Here is a 16,936-nt window from a genome sequence, read left to right on the forward strand (position 1 = left end):
CTGGCCAGCACCAGGGCCTGAACTAGGCGACGGCCAAGGTGGCCAGGCGCAGCGAGTCCAGCAGGACCTGCACCACCTCGGTCACGTGGCTGGTGCCCATCACCAGGACCGCGTCACCGCCGCGGGCGGCACCGTACGCCGCCTGGCTGGCTCGCCGATGTCCGGCAACCTGGCGGACGCGGGTGCCGTGCGCGGTGCCCGGGCGATCGTCTCGACGTCCGCCAGGCTGATCGGGGAGTCGGCCAGCAACGAGTGGACCGGCAGGAGCACGACCTCGTCGGCGCCCGCGAGGGCTACCCCGGGCTCGTGGCCCATGGCGGCGGTCCGCGCCCACCCCGACGGCTCGACGACCACAACCGACCCGCCCGCCGTTGCCGGTCAGCGTGCGGGCAGCCTGACTCCGTGGAACTTCTCGTCGACTACCGATGGCTCCTGGACCACCAGGAGGCATCCTCCGCTCCGACCTCACCGTCAACGACCTCTCGGTGCTCGGCGGGATGGCCGCCCGGCCGCCCGGCACCGGGTCAGCACCCCACGTCTCGACCAGGCGGACCCCGACGCGTTCTGGCGTGCCGCAGTCTTCCTGGAGGATTGCGTACGGGTACGGCGTCACCATCGCCTACCTTGGAGGCCTCGGCAAGCGCCTCGACACCTCGTACGAACTGTGGCGGGACCTGATCACCGACATCCGCAACCTGCACGTGGATTCGTACGACATCGCCGAGCGGCTGCGGTCCCTGCACCGCACGTAGCGGAGCTCAGCTACTGCCCTCACCCTCCGAACTGAGGAGATGAGGGCCGTAGTGATCTTTCAGCCGCCGAGCCGCTCGGGTGGATGACGCCTGTCAGTACCGTGCGGCAAGCTGGTCAGGTGGGTGTCCTCCTCGGTATGGACGAGGAGGACACCTGCCCGGAAACTAGCGGCTCCCGCCAACGAAGCCGGCGAACGCCGACCAGGCCCCTGCGGAGAAGCCGAGGATCGGGGCCCCGGGGTCGTCGTTGCACTTCGAGTCCCGGATGTGGACCGCGCCCGGCATCGGGCACGCCTCCACGCAGTTCCCGCTGGCGTCGCCGCTGAAGGAGGACTTGAACCACTGTCCGTACGGGCGGTTGGTGTCGGTGCTGGTCATGCTGTTGTTACCTCTCGTGCTAGTCGTTTCAGGAAGGCAGGCGTTTCGTGGGCAGGCAGGGCACCCTGGGCGAGGATGTCGAACCGCCGAACGAACTGCTTGACGGGCCGTAGCTTCGACAGACACTTCATGCCCTGGTCCACCGTGCTGCTCGTGACGACGACGGGGTCGGGGAGTTCCTGCCGGTCAAAGTCGAGGACGTGGAACTCCCCGAAGACTCGGTAGGTGGGCGCGGAGAACGGGATGATCCTCACGGTGACGTTGGGCAGCGACGCGAGACGGTCGATCTCCTCATACTGTTTCACCATGATCTCTGGGCTGCCGACCATGTTCCGCAGCGCGGACTCGTCCATGATGCAGACGAGTTCCATGCCCTCTTCGGTGATCCGCTTCTTTCGGGTCATCCGGACCTCAACCGAGTTCTCCACGAACTCGGTCGTGCGATCATCCGCAATCCGCGCCGACTCCATGAGAGCGCGGGCGTAGGCCGGGTCCTGCAGGAGACCGTTCACCACCTGCGTAGTGCACACCTTGGCGCCCTTGGCCCCGGACTCGAAAGCGAGGAAGAGGTTCATTCCGGACGGCATGGTCGAGGATTTTGGACTCCACCAGTCGCCGCCCTTGGCGTTGCGGTACCAGTCGGCGAGCATCTCCTGGCCCTCGAACGGCACCTCGTACTCATCAAGAAGCTTCATGAGCTGGTCTATGCGGTCGAACCCGCTATGCCCCGACTCCACCTTGCTGATCATCGAGGCCGAACGGAGTCCGATCGCCTTCGCCGCCTGATCGCCCGTCAACCCAGCTTGTTCACGTAGCCGGGTGAGTTCGGCTCCGAGCATGATGCGTAGGAACGTTGGCCCTACGTGTGCCGCCATGGTGTCCTCCCCTCCGGTTCGGGCTGTCTGCTCCGATGGTGACAGCCCCTGCGCGTCTCATCGAGGGCCCTGCCCGTCGGCTCGTGCCCCCTGTTCTTCTCCTACGGGCCCCTGTGCACTTCCCGTCATATACCAATTCACTTTCCTGAGCAATTGAGCCGTCACAGTCGGTTGCACGTGAACTCCCGTAGGTAGGACGGTAGTCGAGTCGCCCGGGCGTTGGTGCCATCCGCCGTACACCCCCAGCTCCCGGGCGATCTCCAACACCCATGCCCTGCTGGACGGAGCACTCCGTGACGGCCCTCACCGAGCCGCAGAACACCGACTGGATGGACCGCGACAACGCCATCGCACGCCAGTGGACGAGGCTGGGCGCGCGGCCGGTACGACAGGCTGATCCGCTGGCGAGGCTGGTGGGCTTTCGCACGGACGGAGTACGCGCCGCCAGCGAACTCGCCCGGCAGAACGGGCGGAGTCTGCGCGTCGTCCGCTACCTGCACACGCCCGAGCACGAGGCAGGCGCGCAGTTCGAGGCCTTGGAGCTGGTGTGCCAGGCCCGGCACTGGCTGGTCCGGGACGAGCTGTGCGTGGACCCCGTCAGCCTCACGCTCTTGGAGGACCGGGAGGGCCTGTCGGCTGCGCTGGACCTGCTGAGCGCTGGCTTCGCGGACGGGCTGGTCACGCCGACTTACGAGCACATCAGTCCCGACCTGCGGGAGTACGAGCTTTTCCTCAAGGAGATGGCTGCCCGCGGTTGGTTCGTCGCGCTGGCGCTGCCGGAGACCGACCAGTGAGCGGATGGGGTGGGTTAGGCGGTCCAACCGCTCTGACGCCACCTTCCCGAGCCCGACACGGACGACCTCGGATGCCGGAGGGGGACACGATCGTCGGCCTCCTGTTCACCGGTGCCAACATCATCGGCCTCGGCCTCGTCGCCCTATTGCTGACCACCACCGATGCCGACGCGAGCACCCGAACCACCGAGCCAGCCACCACCGTCCCGGACCGAGAACTGGCCGAAGAGCAGTCCCCCGCAGGGACCCGCGCCACGGCCATCACCGGCCCCCGCCCCGAGCGTGGGATGTGCCCGGGCGCGGCCGTACTGCCCGGCTCAGCTCGTACGGTCCGCAGCTGGGGTCCAGTAGGTCGGTTCCAACATTTCGCGGGGCCATCCGGGCTGGCGGATCGGCCCGCGGGGTCCCATCTGCTCGAAGTAGGGGGCCAGGTCGTACACCGGCGTGCCGTCGACGGCGTCCAGGTCGGTGACGTGCAGGTCGCGACCGACGACTTTGAGCAGGCGGGGGTAGCTCACCGCGAGCTGGTTGGGCCGGCGGTGGTTGCGGTGTACGAACGTTCCGGTTGCCGGCCAGCGTGCATCGCCGCGCGGGCTGCGGGCGTGGAGCTGAACGTCGTCCGGCGAGGCCTGGTCGAAGTGCCACAGGACGGTGAGGTGGGAGAACTCCTCGATGCCCTGGAGCGTCTCCAGCGGGAACCGGTCGTCGAGGCGGATGATCGATTCGACTCCGCCCTGGTAGTCGTCGGCGACGGTCATGTGGCCGCCGACGACGGTGGCGATCGGTGTGATGTGCAGGGTGGCGGGCATCGTGTTCCCCCGTCTGCCGCACCGGCTCGCTCGAGGCTGCTGCGGCTGTGTGGTGTGTTGGCCCGGTCAGCCTACGTCGCGCAAGACGGTGCGGGCCCGCTGGTCGAGTTCTTGTGCGGTGCGGCCGCCGCGTCCCTTGATCGGGGAGAGCGTGCTGCGCATGCGGGTGACGGTGTCGCGGGTGCGGGCGGACTGGATTCCGGCCATCGCGTCCAGGGCCTTGGTCCAGGTCGTGATGGCCGCATCCAGGTGTCCCTGGCGGGCTTGGACTTCGCCGAGGTATCCGAGGGTCACGGCGTGGGTGCGGGCGAAGGGGAGCGCGCGGGTGCGGACGCTGCGCTCGAAGGCGGCTTCGGCGCCCTTGAGGTCGCCGAGGTCACGCAGTGTGGCGGCGGTTTCATGGGCGAGGGAGGCTTCGCCGAAGAACCAGACGCGGCTGGGTTCGTCGTCCCCGGCCTTAGCTCGGCTGAGGTCTCGCTCTGCCTGGAGGAGCGCTGTCGCGGCTTCCTTGCGGCGGCTGTCGGCGGCCAAGGCGCGGGCGTGGACGACTCCGATGAGGGCCCTTTCGCGCCAGCTCGCGTTGGTGTAGCGGTTGTCAGCGAGGGAGGCGGCGGACAGCCGAACGGCCTGGGCGGGCTGGTTGAGGTCTACGGCCTGGTGGGCCATGGCCCGAAGGACGTGGCCGGCGAGCGGGGCGTCCCGAGCCTCTTCGGCAAGTTGTGTGGCGAGGGTGAACCAGTGCAGGGCGACGGGGTGTTCTCCCGCGTCGAAGGCGGTCCATCCTGCGACGTAGGCAAGCTCTCCGGCTGCCGAGGTCATGGAGTGGCGGACCTCTTCCGAGGGGAAGCGTCCGGCGAGGTACTGCGCGACCTCGGTGCGCAGGTAGGCGACGAGTGCGGTGCGACCGGCCCCGCGGCCTCCGCGTTGCTGATCGCGGCGGGAGAAGAAGGCGGTCATCTCGCGGACGCTTTCGACGTCCTGCACGGTGACGGTGTGCGCCGCGACAGGTGTGCGGGCTCGCGCGCGGTCGGAGGCCTCGTTCCACCAGTCCGTGGTGGGAATTGCCAGGCCTGCGACGGAGTATGCCGAGCCGGTCAGTACGCGCCGACGGTCAATGTCCAAGTCAGTGCTCCCGAGGTCAACCAGGGTCGTCAATGTGTCGGCGCTCCACTGGGGTGGCCGCGGGTCGGGGCCCTCGGTCTCGGCGAGGCCGATATCGGTGAGGGTGACGGTGCGGCCGAGGCCTTGCGAGAGCGTCGCGGCCAAGATAGACGGCGCGCGGCCGCTCGGGCGCGTGCCAGCGATCCATCGGGTGATCGAGGACTGGTTTGTCGCGGCCAGTTCGGTGGCACCGTTCTCGGCCGCGACAGCACGGAATCTGGCGGCGAGACGCTCCTGGGGCAGGCCCAGCTCGTGGATCGCGGCTTCCAGCCTGAGGTTGCGTGTCCGCGCCACGGCGTGCCCCCGTCCTCGAAACGATCTTGCATAACGTGCATTGGGTTCGCGCTACCGGCGGGATTCCAAGCGGACCGCAATCACGGTTCTCTCGTGAAGACGATATTCCTCCAACGCCCGCTTGGTGCAAGGAAGTCGTCGACGCCATCCCCATGGGAGCGCGGCGATTGGCATTGCCGTTGTGTGTGGCGGGCGAGGAGAAGCCCCCTGATGAACCACTCGGCGCCGGTGGCGCCTTGCCTTCGTGGACACCACCAGTCGGCCCCGTGCGTGAGGGAGCAGACCGGACGGCTCAAGGAGAACGCGTGATGAGCGAATCCCCTGCCCTGTCGCCCCCGGGCTGTGAACCGGCGGTGGCCTGCTTCAAGGCCGTGTTCCCGGCCACCCAGTCCGCGATCGGGCCCGTGCGGCGCCGGCTGCGCGGATGCCTGGAGCGAGCCGGGTTGGCCCAGATCGCGGACGACGTGGCGTTGGCCGCGAGCGAGCTTATGACCAACGCGGTCGTGCACGGATGCCACGGCCTTCCGTCGACCTGCGAGGTGACCCTCACAGCGGAGTGGACTGGCAAGCGGCTCCGCGTGGCAGTGGACGACCCCTCCGACGCTCTGCCCGCCGAGCAGGAAGCGTCGGCCTACCGGGCTGGTGGGCGCGGTCTGACTCTGGTGGACGCTCTCAGCCACCGGTGGGGGGTGGAGCCCGGCTCCCGCGGGTGCGGGAAGTCCGTCTGGCTGGAGCTCGACCTGTTCGCCGCCGAGGAGCGTGTCGCATGAACCTTCGCACCCTGACCGCCGCCCGCCGCACCCCGGGGCGCAGGCCGGCTGCCGTGCGTTCAGCGGCTGTCGCCGCCCGGGAGACCTGCGAGCTCCTCTTGGCCGAGGACGCCTCGGTGGTGAAGAGCGACCAGGACGTACGTGATCTGCGCCTGCGCCTGCGGCGCCACCTGAAACAGCTCGGGACCGTGGCGGCCGGCGCCCGTCCGGCCCAGCCCCGCCTGGCCCGCCTGGTTGAGACGGCACGCCGCTCCGCCGCCCAGGCGCCTCCGGCCGGGCTCGGTGAGGCCCAGGCCTACCTGCGGCGGCTGGCTGAGGAGGTGAAGGCGGTCCTGGCCGAGATGGGCCGGTGCGGGCTGGTGTGCGTGCACCGGCGGGAGTGCCCGCCCGCTCATGCCCCGGATCGGGCCGCGGCCCGCATCCGCACGGACTACCCCAGCATCGGTTGCCGCATGTTGTGCAACGGAGTCCTGTCCTTCGACGACACGGGCGATCTGGCCCCCGACGGAAGTGTCGGCCCGCCCCACAGGACCGGTCACGCCGTGCCCCGCTGATCCGTCCGGCTCGCCCCTTCCACTCGAATCCCCGCTTTCGTGAAGGACGTCATGGCTACTACCGTCGGCGCACGCCCGCGCCCGCAGTTGAGCGAGACCGCGCAGGTCGTGCTGCTGCAGTGCGCGTTCGGCCGCTACCGCGATGAGGAGGAGCTCCCTGCTGTCGGGGTTGTGGCCGCCGCGTTGCGGATACCGCATCAGGTGGCGGACAAGGCCCTGGATGAGCTCGTCGTGGCCGGTGTCCTGGAACCGCGGTGGCAGGGCCGGCATGTGGTCATCGCGCGCGCCCTGTGGCCGTTCCCGGTGCGTCGGCCCACCCCCGCCGCCGAAGCCGTGGCCCGGCGCATCATCCACGAGGCCACCGCACCACGGACTCCGGCCGTAAACGAGCTGCCCTCCGACCGGCAGTTGGCCGCCATGTACTGCGTGAACGTGGACGTCGTTCGCGAGGGACTGCGGCTGGCGGCGATGCGGGAGGCCGTCGCGCTCGTTCCCGGCCGCCCGGCCACCGTCATCCGACCGCTGCCCGCGGCTCGCCAGGCCTCGGCCGGAACGGCCGGCCGATGACCACCCTCGCGCGTACGCAGCTGGCCGAGGCGCCCGCCGTTCCCGTTGTGGCACCGTTCACGGACGCTGCCCCAAGCCAGTCCCTGGACGCCCGGAACCGTCTCGACGACATCCTGCGGGGGTTAGCGGGCGTGCCCGTCCCTGAGGAAGGGGTACGACGAGCGGACCGGGTCGCCATGCTGCGGGCCCGCCTGGAGCAGCTCGGCGGCTGGCTCATGGCTCTGCCCGACCAGCCCGCCAGGACTGAAGTGATCGATCAGGTGATCCGATGGTGGGCCGTCGAACCCCGCGATCCGGCAAGGCCCGACGCCCGGTTCGTCGCTGCCCTTGAGAACGTCGCGGAGCGGGCCGAGCGTTACCTCAACGCGAACGCCGTCGGCCTTGCCTACGCCGTGGTGGCGCCCGGTACGGATGACCGCGCGGTCCTCGCCGTCCTGGAAGACACCGCCCACCGTTTCTGCGGGCAGGCCCCGCTGTGGCGTCACGACCACGAGCCGGCCCCTGGCTACGTACGGCCCGCGCTGCGCTCGGTCCTCGAACTGGCCGAGAGCCGCCGGATCCACGTGCTGGTCATCCCGTCCCTGGACCACCTGCCCCCCGCCGATCCGCGGGACGAAGACAGCATCTGGACACTGCCGGGGATCTGGGACCGGCTGCGCGCCCATGGGATCCGCCTGGTGACGGCCGACCACGGCGCTCCCCTCGCCGATCACGATGTGGAGGAACGGTGCTGACCCGCCACCAGCCGGGGGCCGAGGCCTATCCGGCCGTGACCCCGGGCGCCGACTTCGTCATCGAACCCGCGCGACCCTTCCACATCCCCAGCCTGCGAGCCCACCTGCAGTTCCACCAAGAGGTGTGCCCCGGGGCGGCGCGGTGCCAAGAAGCGGCCGCGCTGGAAGCGCATCTCGCCGCCGGGCTGTCCGGGATGTGGGTGCTGACTCACACGCCCACCGGGTACGTGGTGGGCGCCGCGTGCCTGAGCGTGCGGCTGAGCGGGGATGGCATCGGCGTCCTCCATGTACATCACCTGCTCGCCGAACCCACGTGCGCGGACGACCGGCCTCAGGACCTCCTTCTCGCCTGGTGCACGCGCTGGGCCGCGCACCGGCCGGCCCTCGTCCGCGAGGTGCACGTCCACACCCAGTGCCTCCTCACCCACCGGCTCAAGCACCACCGCTCTTCCATCGGCAGCACCACGCACACCCACCACGACGGGCGCGTGGTCCGCACCGACCGTCACCACCCCAACCTCCACCCCACTCTGCCCGCCATGGTCACCGAACAAGAGCCCTTGACCTTGGAGTCGGCCTTGGAGGTGACCCCGCTCGTCCCCGAGGACAAGGGTGCGCTCGTTCAGTTCCTCGACGAGGCCGACAGTGCGGTCCGGGCCGACGACTACCCCGTCGAAGGGGCACCCGGCCGCAGCCGCGGATTCAAGGTGTTGGCCGGCGGGCGTCTTGCCGCTGTCCTCACCGCATGCCTGCGCCCGCCCGCGCGCACCCGCGCCGTTGCCCCGGCCACCAGCAGGCAGGAGGCGGTCTTGTACCTGGACCGGCTGGTGCTCTGGGATGAGCCCGGCTGCCTGGACGTGCTGATGGAGGTGAGCCGTTGGGCCGCGCGCCGTGCCCGGCACGAGCGGCTGCCGTACGTGCAGGTACGGACAGGCTCCCGTAACCAGGTGGCGCAGCTCACCGATCTCGGCTGGCGCACCCGCGGGATCGCGACCGGTGGCGACGGCATCGTGTGGCTGCTGCAGCTCGACGTCCGCCACAGTGACGCCCCCTCCCGCTCGTCCCGCTCGTCGGGAGCCGCCCGGTGAGCAGCATCTTGGCCCCCTCGGCGCTCGAACTCGCCCGGATGGTGTGCCCGGCCGGTACGGAAATCCAGGCACCGCCCGTCCAGGACTCTGCCCTGATCGGCACCCTGCGCTGGCCGTTCATCGCCAGCAGCACCACCGAACAGTCGCTGCCCGCACCCCTGCTCGTCCGTCCTGGCCCAGGCGAGGGCCTCGGCTACGAAGACGAGCGCGAGCAGGACCGGGATCGCGACGGCGCTCTGTGGGCACGGGTGTCCACAGACCTGTCCGGTGCCGGGACCGTCGAGAACGCGATCCCGCACCCCTACCGGCAGCGGGCCCTGATGGACCGGCTCCTGTGCCAGGTCTGCGCAGGCCCGGCCGCAGAAAGCGCGGACGGGTGGCTGTTCGTGCTGCCCGGCGGTCCCAAGTCCCCATCGGATCGGGATGCACAGTGGGGGGAGGGCCTGGTCGAGGCGACCCCGCCCGTCTGCCTCCGCGACGCCAAACTTTCCGCCGAGCGGTGCCCGAGCCTGGGCCAGGCCGTCGCTCTGTGGGTGAAACGCCCCGTCCGCTACGGCGTCTACGGCAGCACGTACCAGCTCGGCCCGCGCGGCATCGAACGCCTGGGCGCAGGGATCGCCGAGTACGAAACCCCGGCTCTGGGCTGGACGGTGGCCACCCAGATGGTCCGGGAGCTGACCGAAACCCGCATCGACAGGGATCTGACCACCCGCCTCCGGGCCCTGCACACCCGCCGCCGGCCCAAGGCGCCGCGGTGCCCGCACCACCTGCTCCCGTCGCCCAACCCTGATGTTTTGAACAGGAACCACGGATGATCACCACCGCGCCCGAGCGGCGCCGTACCTTCTCGCGGATACCGGATGACCGCCCTGGAACCACCCAGCGCTCCGCTGCCCTGAACAGGAACCTGGCAGGGGCGGTGCTGGCACTGCGCCATCACCTGCGCTCCCTGGCCGTGCCGTCGGCCGGGCGGATCTCCCGGACGCGCGCCATCGGCCTGCTCAGCGCCGAACTCGGCCTGACCGAGCGACTGACCGCAGCCGCGCTGGCCGTCCTGGAGCAGCGCGGCGATGCCTTCTTCAGCGGCCGCGGCTGCGGTGTGAGCGTGGTCGACCCCGGCACGCTGCATCCCGACGACGCGGTCATCACCGCCTTCCTCGAGAAGACCACCCTCTCCTACCGACCCGGTGACACGCTGCCCATGGGGCTGATCGCGCACGACTACCAGGTGCCGGTGGCCCACGTCCGGCGTGCGAGCCGACCGCTGATTCTCTCCGGACTCCTGGAGTTCCGCCCCCGTGGACCACACGGGCCCGGCCTCTACGTCCGGCAACGGCCCCCGGCCTCCCTGCCGGAGCCGGAAGACGCCGACGTCTTGCCGGGCCCGAAGGCGGTCGTACATGCCTAGCGCCGTGCCGGCGGTGGCCATCCGCCGCGCTCCGTGCGGGCCGGAAGCCGGGCTCGCGGAAGAGCTCTGGAGCCTGGAGACGGCCCTGGCCTTCGTGGAACAGGCACGGGCGGTAGGCCAGGTCCTGGCCTCGGCCTGCAGCACCATGCCCCTCGAGCCCGCTTCCGGGGCCGCCGGTATCGAAGCCAAGACCGGTGAGATAGCCGAGGCCATCCGCTCCGCGATCGAGTACAGCCTCTACACGCGCTCCCAGCCGCTGACGGTGCCACAGCTGGCCGGTGATCTCGGCGCGCGCCCGGCGGCGGCCGCCGCAGCCCTGGAGAAGCTGTGTGCCGAGGACGTCCTCGGCCGTGGTGGTGACGGCGGCCTGTACCGGGTCCGTGACACCCGGGCTCTTCCCCGCCGGACGGTGGACCGGGCGGTGGAGCAGGTCCGGATGCAGCTGGCCTCAGGCCTGCACCAGGCAGGCAGTGTGTTTCGGGTCGATGTCGCGGAAGTCCTGCTGAACGTCGGCAGCCTGGCCGACCTGCCTGGTCTGCTGCGGCGCCAGGGACTGATTCGGCGTGAGGCCGGCCTGTGGGTGGTGACCCGCCACGCCGCGAAGCTGCCCCGCCCGCCACGCGTGTCCTTCCCCGCTCCCCGCAGTGTGCCGTTCAGCCGGGAGGAGATCTTCGGGACGGTCACCGTGCTGCGGCACGACCAGCGCCGGATCCCTGGGCCGGTCCGGGCTGGAAGCGATTCCTGGCATCTGCTGCGTGCGATGGCCGCCCAGGTTCATGCCGCGCTGCCGCCCGCCGCCAGCGGGGAGGAGGCGGTCGTGCAGGCCGCCCTATCCGTGTTCGCCTCGGTGCTCGCTCCGCAGGAGCCTGCGGCCCGGCGGTGGCAGGCCCGCTCGATCGCCACCGCCATCGATGCCGCACTTGCCACCCTGCCCGAGACCCCGCCGCCCGTACCCGTCCACGTGCTGAACCCGCGGCCCAAGGGCAGACGCCTGAGCGGACTGGAGCGGGAGCAGACCGCCGCCCAGGTCGCCTACGCGTACGCCGAGAAGTACATGGGCGTCGATGAGATCGCCGAGGTGATCGGGCTGTCCACGACCACCGTCTACGACCTTCTACGCGAGAAGCGGATTCAGCTGCGAGGCCGCGGATGAGCAGCCGTAACAACAGCCCGCACCCGCCCACGACCAGCAGCCTTCCTGGAGCCGGTCGCGCCAACGAGCCGCTCCAGCACCCGGCCGGCGCCCCGGACACTCCGGCCCGCGTGAGTCGAGCGGTGAGCGTCTATCTGTCGGGTGAGGCGGCGAGCCTGATCGGCACCGGTGTCCACACGGTCGTCCTGCCGGTCCTCGCCGTGCTCTACCTCCACGCCAGCCCCAGCCAGGCGGCACATCTCTACCTGCTCTCCCAAATCCCGTACCTGCTCGTCTCGCTGCCCGCCGGGGCGATCGTCGACCGCTACCCGATCAAGACAGTGCTGATCGCAACCGACCTCGCGGCGGCTGTCCTGGTCGCGGCCGTCCCCGCCGCCGCGGCCTTCCACGCGCGACGATGCCCGTCCTGTACACCGCCGCCCTCGCCCAGGGATCCGTCATCGTCCTCCACCAGGCCGCAGCCAGCGTCGTCCTCGTCCAGCTCACCGATCCGGACACGCTCCAGAAGGCCACGGCCCGGCAGGAAGCGGTCCTGGGCGCCTCGTCAACGATCGGCCTGTACCTGGGCAGCGGCATCCTCGCCGTCACCACCGCGGCCCGGGCCCTCGCCGTCGACAGCTTCTCCTACCTGATGTCGGCCTGGTGTACCTCCCGGATCCCCACCCTTCCCGCACCCCCCGCCGGTGCAGGCCGTACGACCCTCACCGCCGAGATCCGAGACGGGCTCCGCTACACCCTGCGCGACCCCGTTCTGCGGCCGCTGGCCCTGTGCCTCGGCGCTACCGGTGCCGGAGCCGGTGTCATCACCGCGTTCTCGGCCTGGTACCTGCTGACCGTCGTCCAGCTCGGGCCTACCGGTCTCGGAGTGATCATGGGCGCATCCGGGACCGGATACCTGGCCGGCGCCCTCGCCTCCCCCACGCTCATCCGCTGGTTCGGGCCCGGGAAGGTCCTGATCGCGAGCGTCGCGGTGTATCCGCTCCTTGGGGTCCCGCTCCTGACAGCCCGGCCCGGTGGGCTATGGCCGGCGGGGCTGGCAGTGGCCGGGGCGCTCCAGCTCGCTGCTGCGGCCTGTGCGACCGCGACCGTCCGGATGATCCGTCAGCGACGCTGCCCGCCGGAGCTCCAAGCACGCACGCAGCAGACCGCGACCTGGCTGGTGGCCGGCAGTCGCCCCCTCGCCGCGCTCGGCGCCAGCGTCCTCGCTGTGGCCGCTGGCGTGTGGGGCACTCTCCTCACCGGCACCCTCATCCTCGCCGCCTCCGCACTTGCCCTGTGGCTCTCCCCCATCCGCCACCTCAACCGCCTCCCCGACACCACCCGCCCCGTCACCGAATCGAGCCCCGCCCACATGCCGCAGCCGCCCACCACCGACACCGACAAGGGAGTGGCCCCGACAACCGCCGCCCCCGTCACGCCCCTGAGCAAGGCTCTGCAGTCGGTCGCCCAACTCCTCGTCCAAGGCAAGACGAACGCGCAGATCGCGCGTCAGCTCTGGGTCAGCACCCACACCGTCGACTCCCACATCCAGAGCATCCGCGACCACCTGCACGCAGACACAGGCTGCTCGCGCGCAGTCCTCGCCCACACCCTCCTCAAGCACCGCCTGGTCCGCCCGCCCGCCGTCCCTGAGCTCTTCGACCCCTCCTTCGCCCCGAACCCGGAGGGGCTCCTTCTGGTGCGGGCCTTCGCCGAGCACTCTGCGACCACCGACATCGTGCGGGCCGCGCAGATCACCCCCGGCGCCCTGCGGAACCGCGCCCACAACCTCAAGCTCGCGATGCGGGCCGACAACCGCGCGCACATCGTCGGGCTCGGCCACACCCTGGGCATCCTCACCCCCGATCCCGCCCGACATCCCGCCCCAGCCGATGCGTCCCTCCCGGTGAACCCTGATCCGGGCCCCGCGCCCCTTCTCAACCCGAAGAGCAACCTGTGACTCAACCTGACTACGGAGCACCCCCGTTCAACGAAGGCATGCTCCGCCAGCCGTCCGCCAGCCGGATCTCCCACCTGCTCGTCGGAGGTCAACGCGACGCCTACGAACCCGACACCGACCTCAAGACCCGGCTCGAGGCCGTATTCGACGGACTCGAGAGGGCCGCCCGGATCAGCCGTGCCCACCGGACCCTCACCGCCCGCTACCTCGCCCGCCGAGGATTCCGGCAATACCTCGACCTGGGCTGCGGCTACCCCTCCCCCGACACCAGCCACCCGGACATCCACCTGCACTACCCCGATGCCCCCGTCGTCTACATCGAGGCCGACCGCCTCGCTTACGCCCACGCCCGTGCCCTGGCCTTCGGCGCAAACGGCGTACACCACGTTCTCGCCGACCTCCGCCGCCTGCCCGAACTCCTGGCCGACCTCACGGAAATCACCCGCGGCGCGCTGCGCCGGGACCTGCCTGTCGCAGTCTTCGCCACCGACACCCTGCAGTGGATCCCCGACCACGACCTCGACCAGGCCCTCGCAGCCCTGAGGGCGTGGCTTCCCGCGGGCAGCGCCCTGTCGATCACCCACCCCACCGCCGACTTCGGACAGGAGGAGGTGATGTCCCAGCTCACGTCCCTCAACGAAGAAGCAGACATCACCTACCTGCCACGCCCGTACAGCGCGGTGGCCCGGATGTTCGGCGGCTGGATTCAGCAGGGGCCGGGGATCCAGGCGGTGGCCCGCTGGCACGCAGATCACCCCGACCACGCTGCTCCCGGGCAGGCGTCGGCCGCGTACGCGGGCATCGCCGTCAAATCGACGGCCTTCCCCGCACCGGGGAGGGGAGCCGGCTCATGACCACGTCCCCTGTCCGCGGGCAGGCGCCGGGTTGGCCGACCGAACCGTCCGCGGCCCCCGGTTACGGAGGCTCCCCCTGGCCGGATCCACGGCGCAGCGCGGCACGGGCATCGGTACCGCTTCGGCGCGCACCGGGAGCTGGAACGCTCTCGTTCTCGCCGGGGGCCCGCTGGCTTGCCGAACACGCCGGCTACCTCCAGCCGACCAGGACCCGCAACCCGTGGGCCCGAAGCACGCTCGCCGACATCCCGCTCGGCCTCGGATTCTCCGCCGTGCGCGTGCCCGCGACCGCTGCGGCCGCAGCCATCGAGAGCCTTTCGCAGTGGGGTGTGCAGCCTGCTCCGGTGCACAACGCGGGGCACGTCTGGGTCTTCCTAGTCCGCCCCGGAATGGTGGATGGCCGGGACATTCCCGGCGGAGTTCTGCTCACGGGCGCAGGGCGGGAGGTCCTGCGCTGTCCCGAGCCCGGGCAACCGGGAGTACCCCCACGGATCTGGATTGTCCCCCCTGATGGCTCTGGTGACCTGATGGACCCCTGGACACTCGCCGACGCGCTACGGGGGCCCGCGTAAACCCCCCTGCCCCTGTGAGGCCACCTGTGCGATGCGAGCCATCCCGATGCGTAGCCCTCGCCCGAGAGATATGGATCTGATGAGTACACAGATACCTACACAGCGCCGAAACGAGAAGCTGGGGTGGTGGGTCCAACAAACCGGCCTCAGCTACGCGGCGTTCGCACGCGAGTTGTGGACGACCGCAAAGGCGAACGGGCGTCCTGACCTCAAACCGGACCGCACACGAATCGGACACTGGATCAACGACGGGCAAGTGCCGCAGCACCCCCTGCCGGACCTTCTCGCTCAAACGGTTGCCAGGCTTCGTGGATGCACGGTCAAACCAACTGACCTGGGGCTGCCGCGCGCTCTGCCAGCTCCTATCGGCCTCGGTGCGATTGATGTTGCCAATGCCTTCGCCAGACATGCCACATCCTCGGAACTGGCACCCTCCGACGTTGCCGGTCTTGATCTGGCTGTCCATGAACTTACTGCGATCTATCCCAACCGCACGCCGCAAGACCTGTGGGAGCCGGCCATGAGGCATCGGCATACGGCCCATGAACTGCTGCACCACCGGCGCCACACGCTCCGTGAAGGCCGCGAGATAGCGCGCCACGCCGGGATGCTGTCGGTTGTCCTGGCCTGGATCGCACACGACACGGGTGACCACAGTGCCGTGACGGCCTTCGCCGCCGACGCGAGTGCACACGGGCAGCAGGCCGACGCACCGGAAGTGACCGCATGGGCGGAAGACGTACTCGCGACCGACGCCCTCTACAACGGGAAGCCGTTGGACGCACTCGCCGCCGCAACTCGTGGGTTGGCCGTAGCCCCCCGCAAGAGCGAAGCCGTGTACCGGCTTACAGCCCAACTGGCCCGAGTCCACGCCCGCCTGGGCAACGAGGACGGCTATCAGGAGGCTGCGCGGCGGGTCAACGAGTACCGTTCGGAACTTCCCCGGTGCCATAGCGGCCTCTTCGGCTTCGACAGCGCGGCAATCGACTCGTTCAACGCCTCGTCGTTCCTGTGGCTGAGACATCCGCAGGAGGCCCACGCCGCGGCGACGGCCGCGATCGGCTTCTACCGTTCGATGGTCGCGCCGGCCGCCGCGCCCACGCGTCTGGCCCTTAGCGAGCTTGATCTCGCCTTGGCCCACGCCTCTTTGGGTGATCCGGATGAGGCTGTCCGCGCAGGCCAGGAAGCCCTATCCGGAGTCAGGGTCGTCGAGGCCATCCTCGACCGTGCCCACCAGCTGGACCTCGACCTGCGTCGGCGCTTCCCGAGCCACCCGGGCGCCGATGAATTTCGAGACCGGGTCCGAGCCGTACGACCCGCCCCCTAGGGGTCCGGGGATCGGCGGCATCCACTCCGGCGGGCACAGGCGTGCCGTCGGCCACGGGGGTGTAATGCGCTCCCACGTCGAGAGGATGGATATCGGATGCAACATTCCGCGCTCAGCCGTGTCGCTCCCGGTCCGGGCTCCGCAGTGGTCTTCGACTGCGACGGTCTTCTGATCACCACGGAGCGGGCCTGGGACCTGGGGTACGACGCGCTCTTTGCTCGGTTCGGTGCCAGGGTCGGCCCGGATGCCCGCGAGCGCCTCAGGGGCCTGAGCATCGAAGCGGTCGGGCAGGTTCTCGCCGAACTGCTGCACCAGCCCGGGTCCGGTCCCGTCCTTGCGCATCAGGCTCTCGAGTTGATGCAGAACCATCTCGAAGAGGTCATCGCACCCATGCCCGGCGCGGTCGCGTTGGTTGCCGAACTGGCCGGCACCCGGCCACTGGCTGTCGCCTCGAACGCCCCCACCAGCGTGGTGCGGACCCACTTGCAGCGGTTCTTCGACCTGACCAGCATCGTCATCATCGGCGGTGACATGGTCCGATCCCCGAAGCCTCAGCCTGACGTCTACCTGGCCGCCTGCAAGGCACTCGACTCGGACCCCGCGCAGACATGGGGCTTCGAAGACTCCGTCACCGGCGCGACTGCGGCGCATGGAGCCGGCCTGTACGTCGTCGCGGTCGCGCACGGCATGACCTCCAAGGTTCCCTGCGACCTCGCCGTCGAGTCCTTGGGTGATCCGCGGCTGCGCCGCGTCCTTTTCCCCAGCCCGTCGGGATAGAGCTCGCGGCACTTCGGCCACCCGGCCGCCCGGAAGTCCGCGAGGTGGTCCTTGGCCAGTGATGACGCGCTTCCGGGCCGAGTACCACAGCCCGCCACGCGGTGCCACACAACGTCGTCGGATCCGCCAC

19 protein-coding genes are annotated in these 16,936 nt (G+C 70.2%); 14 read left to right on the forward strand and 5 right to left on the reverse strand.

What is annotated here, in order from left to right:
- Positions 1 to 99 precede the first annotated feature (99 nt).
- The gene (locus ACTVZO_RS40345) at positions 100 to 315 is read right to left on the reverse strand and encodes a hypothetical protein (RefSeq protein WP_443303555.1); all 216 of its coding nucleotides are present in this window, start codon (positions 313 to 315) and stop codon (positions 100 to 102) included.
- Between the two features lie 110 nt (positions 316 to 425).
- Here ACTVZO_RS40345 and ACTVZO_RS40350 point away from each other — a divergent pair, with 110 nt between their 5' ends.
- The gene (locus ACTVZO_RS40350) at positions 426 to 752 is read left to right on the forward strand and encodes a toxin Doc (protein WP_443303556.1); all 327 of its coding nucleotides are present in this window, start codon (positions 426 to 428) and stop codon (positions 750 to 752) included.
- Positions 753 to 917: 165 nt separating this feature from the next.
- Here ACTVZO_RS40350 and ACTVZO_RS40355 read toward each other — a convergent pair whose 3' ends face one another.
- Positions 918 to 1,130, reverse strand: coding sequence for a DUF397 domain-containing protein (locus ACTVZO_RS40355; RefSeq protein ID WP_443303557.1), 213 nt, complete (start codon positions 1,128 to 1,130; stop codon positions 918 to 920).
- The gene (locus ACTVZO_RS40360; protein ID WP_443303558.1) at positions 1,127 to 2,005 is read right to left on the reverse strand and encodes a helix-turn-helix domain-containing protein; all 879 of its coding nucleotides are present in this window, start codon (positions 2,003 to 2,005) and stop codon (positions 1,127 to 1,129) included. The genes ACTVZO_RS40355 and ACTVZO_RS40360 overlap by 4 nt, the downstream gene beginning before the upstream one ends.
- A gap of 269 nt (positions 2,006 to 2,274) precedes the next feature.
- Between ACTVZO_RS40360 and ACTVZO_RS40365 the strand changes: the two genes are divergently transcribed.
- Complete coding sequence (locus ACTVZO_RS40365) at positions 2,275 to 2,799, forward strand: recombinase family protein (RefSeq protein ID WP_443303559.1); 525 nt, start codon at positions 2,275 to 2,277, stop codon at positions 2,797 to 2,799.
- Between the two features lie 317 nt (positions 2,800 to 3,116).
- Here ACTVZO_RS40365 and ACTVZO_RS40370 read toward each other — a convergent pair whose 3' ends face one another.
- Complete coding sequence (locus ACTVZO_RS40370; RefSeq protein WP_443303561.1) at positions 3,117 to 3,608, reverse strand: SAM-dependent methyltransferase; 492 nt, start codon at positions 3,606 to 3,608, stop codon at positions 3,117 to 3,119.
- 66 nt (positions 3,609 to 3,674) lie between these two features.
- A complete protein-coding gene (locus ACTVZO_RS40375; protein ID WP_443303562.1) occupies positions 3,675 to 5,063 on the reverse strand; it encodes a Tat pathway signal protein in 1,389 nt (462 codons plus the stop codon).
- Between the two features lie 308 nt (positions 5,064 to 5,371).
- Between ACTVZO_RS40375 and ACTVZO_RS40380 the strand changes: the two genes are divergently transcribed.
- From ACTVZO_RS40380 to ACTVZO_RS40435, 12 genes are all read left to right on the forward strand, one after another.
- Positions 5,372 to 5,833, forward strand: coding sequence for an ATP-binding protein (locus ACTVZO_RS40380; RefSeq protein WP_443303563.1), 462 nt, complete (start codon positions 5,372 to 5,374; stop codon positions 5,831 to 5,833).
- Positions 5,830 to 6,387 (forward strand): DUF5999 family protein, encoded by a 558-nt coding sequence (locus ACTVZO_RS40385; RefSeq protein WP_443303564.1) that lies wholly within the window; start codon positions 5,830 to 5,832, stop codon positions 6,385 to 6,387. Before ACTVZO_RS40380 ends, ACTVZO_RS40385 begins: the two co-directional genes overlap by 4 nt.
- Positions 6,388 to 6,438: 51 nt before the next feature.
- Positions 6,439 to 6,954, forward strand: a complete 516-nt coding sequence (locus ACTVZO_RS40390; RefSeq protein ID WP_443303565.1) for a hypothetical protein — start codon at positions 6,439 to 6,441, stop codon at positions 6,952 to 6,954.
- Entirely contained in the window at positions 6,951 to 7,688 is a 738-nt protein-coding gene (locus tag ACTVZO_RS40395) for a recombinase family protein (RefSeq protein WP_443303566.1), read from the forward strand. Before ACTVZO_RS40390 ends, ACTVZO_RS40395 begins: the two co-directional genes overlap by 4 nt.
- Entirely contained in the window at positions 7,682 to 8,776 is a 1,095-nt protein-coding gene (locus ACTVZO_RS40400; RefSeq protein WP_443303567.1) for a hypothetical protein, read from the forward strand. Before ACTVZO_RS40395 ends, ACTVZO_RS40400 begins: the two co-directional genes overlap by 7 nt.
- Positions 8,773 to 9,591: a hypothetical protein gene (locus ACTVZO_RS40405; RefSeq protein WP_443303568.1), complete on the forward strand. Its 819-nt coding sequence runs from the start codon at positions 8,773 to 8,775 to the stop codon at positions 9,589 to 9,591. The genes ACTVZO_RS40400 and ACTVZO_RS40405 overlap by 4 nt, the downstream gene beginning before the upstream one ends.
- Complete coding sequence (locus ACTVZO_RS40410; protein WP_443303570.1) at positions 9,588 to 10,184, forward strand: hypothetical protein; 597 nt, start codon at positions 9,588 to 9,590, stop codon at positions 10,182 to 10,184. The genes ACTVZO_RS40405 and ACTVZO_RS40410 overlap by 4 nt, the downstream gene beginning before the upstream one ends.
- Positions 10,177 to 11,337, forward strand: coding sequence for a helix-turn-helix domain-containing protein (locus tag ACTVZO_RS40415; protein ID WP_443303571.1), 1,161 nt, complete (start codon positions 10,177 to 10,179; stop codon positions 11,335 to 11,337). The genes ACTVZO_RS40410 and ACTVZO_RS40415 overlap by 8 nt, the downstream gene beginning before the upstream one ends.
- Before the next feature lie 397 nt (positions 11,338 to 11,734).
- Positions 11,735 to 13,276, forward strand: coding sequence for a LuxR C-terminal-related transcriptional regulator (locus ACTVZO_RS40420; protein WP_443303572.1), 1,542 nt, complete (start codon positions 11,735 to 11,737; stop codon positions 13,274 to 13,276).
- Entirely contained in the window at positions 13,273 to 14,130 is an 858-nt protein-coding gene (locus ACTVZO_RS40425; protein WP_443303573.1) for an SAM-dependent methyltransferase, read from the forward strand. The genes ACTVZO_RS40420 and ACTVZO_RS40425 overlap by 4 nt, the downstream gene beginning before the upstream one ends.
- Positions 14,131 to 14,781: 651 nt before the next feature.
- Complete coding sequence (locus ACTVZO_RS40430; protein ID WP_443303574.1) at positions 14,782 to 16,029, forward strand: hypothetical protein; 1,248 nt, start codon at positions 14,782 to 14,784, stop codon at positions 16,027 to 16,029.
- A 96-nt stretch (positions 16,030 to 16,125) separates the two neighbouring features.
- Positions 16,126 to 16,806 carry an HAD family hydrolase gene (locus ACTVZO_RS40435; RefSeq protein WP_443303575.1) on the forward strand — a complete coding sequence of 227 codons (681 nt, stop codon included), beginning with the start codon at positions 16,126 to 16,128 and terminating at the stop codon, positions 16,804 to 16,806.
- Positions 16,807 to 16,936: the final 130 nt, after the last annotated feature.

It is taken from the genome of Streptomyces sp. IBSNAI002, assembly GCF_052244475.1.
In the GTDB taxonomy this organism is placed as follows: domain Bacteria; phylum Actinomycetota; class Actinomycetes; order Streptomycetales; family Streptomycetaceae; genus Streptomyces.

Coding starts and splice junctions, on each gene's coding strand:
- ACTVZO_RS40415 (WP_443303571.1), top strand. CDS start 10,177: ATGCCTAGCGCCGTGCCGGCGGTGGCCATCCGCCGCGCTCCGTGCGGG.
- ACTVZO_RS40420 (WP_443303572.1), top strand. CDS start 11,735: ATGCCCGTCCTGTACACCGCCGCCCTCGCCCAGGGATCCGTCATCGTC.
- ACTVZO_RS40355 (WP_443303557.1), bottom strand. CDS start 1,130: ATGACCAGCACCGACACCAACCGCCCGTACGGACAGTGGTTCAAGTCC.
- ACTVZO_RS40370 (WP_443303561.1), bottom strand. CDS start 3,608: ATGCCCGCCACCCTGCACATCACACCGATCGCCACCGTCGTCGGCGGC.
- ACTVZO_RS40380 (WP_443303563.1), top strand. CDS start 5,372: ATGAGCGAATCCCCTGCCCTGTCGCCCCCGGGCTGTGAACCGGCGGTG.
- ACTVZO_RS40430 (WP_443303574.1), top strand. CDS start 14,782: ATGAGTACACAGATACCTACACAGCGCCGAAACGAGAAGCTGGGGTGG.
- ACTVZO_RS40360 (WP_443303558.1), bottom strand. CDS start 2,005: ATGGCGGCACACGTAGGGCCAACGTTCCTACGCATCATGCTCGGAGCC.
- ACTVZO_RS40385 (WP_443303564.1), top strand. CDS start 5,830: ATGAACCTTCGCACCCTGACCGCCGCCCGCCGCACCCCGGGGCGCAGG.
- ACTVZO_RS40345 (WP_443303555.1), bottom strand. CDS start 315: ATGGGCCACGAGCCCGGGGTAGCCCTCGCGGGCGCCGACGAGGTCGTG.
- ACTVZO_RS40365 (WP_443303559.1), top strand. CDS start 2,275: ATGCCCTGCTGGACGGAGCACTCCGTGACGGCCCTCACCGAGCCGCAG.
- ACTVZO_RS40390 (WP_443303565.1), top strand. CDS start 6,439: ATGGCTACTACCGTCGGCGCACGCCCGCGCCCGCAGTTGAGCGAGACC.
- ACTVZO_RS40395 (WP_443303566.1), top strand. CDS start 6,951: ATGACCACCCTCGCGCGTACGCAGCTGGCCGAGGCGCCCGCCGTTCCC.
- ACTVZO_RS40350 (WP_443303556.1), top strand. CDS start 426: ATGGCTCCTGGACCACCAGGAGGCATCCTCCGCTCCGACCTCACCGTC.
- ACTVZO_RS40410 (WP_443303570.1), top strand. CDS start 9,588: ATGATCACCACCGCGCCCGAGCGGCGCCGTACCTTCTCGCGGATACCG.
- ACTVZO_RS40435 (WP_443303575.1), top strand. CDS start 16,126: ATGCAACATTCCGCGCTCAGCCGTGTCGCTCCCGGTCCGGGCTCCGCA.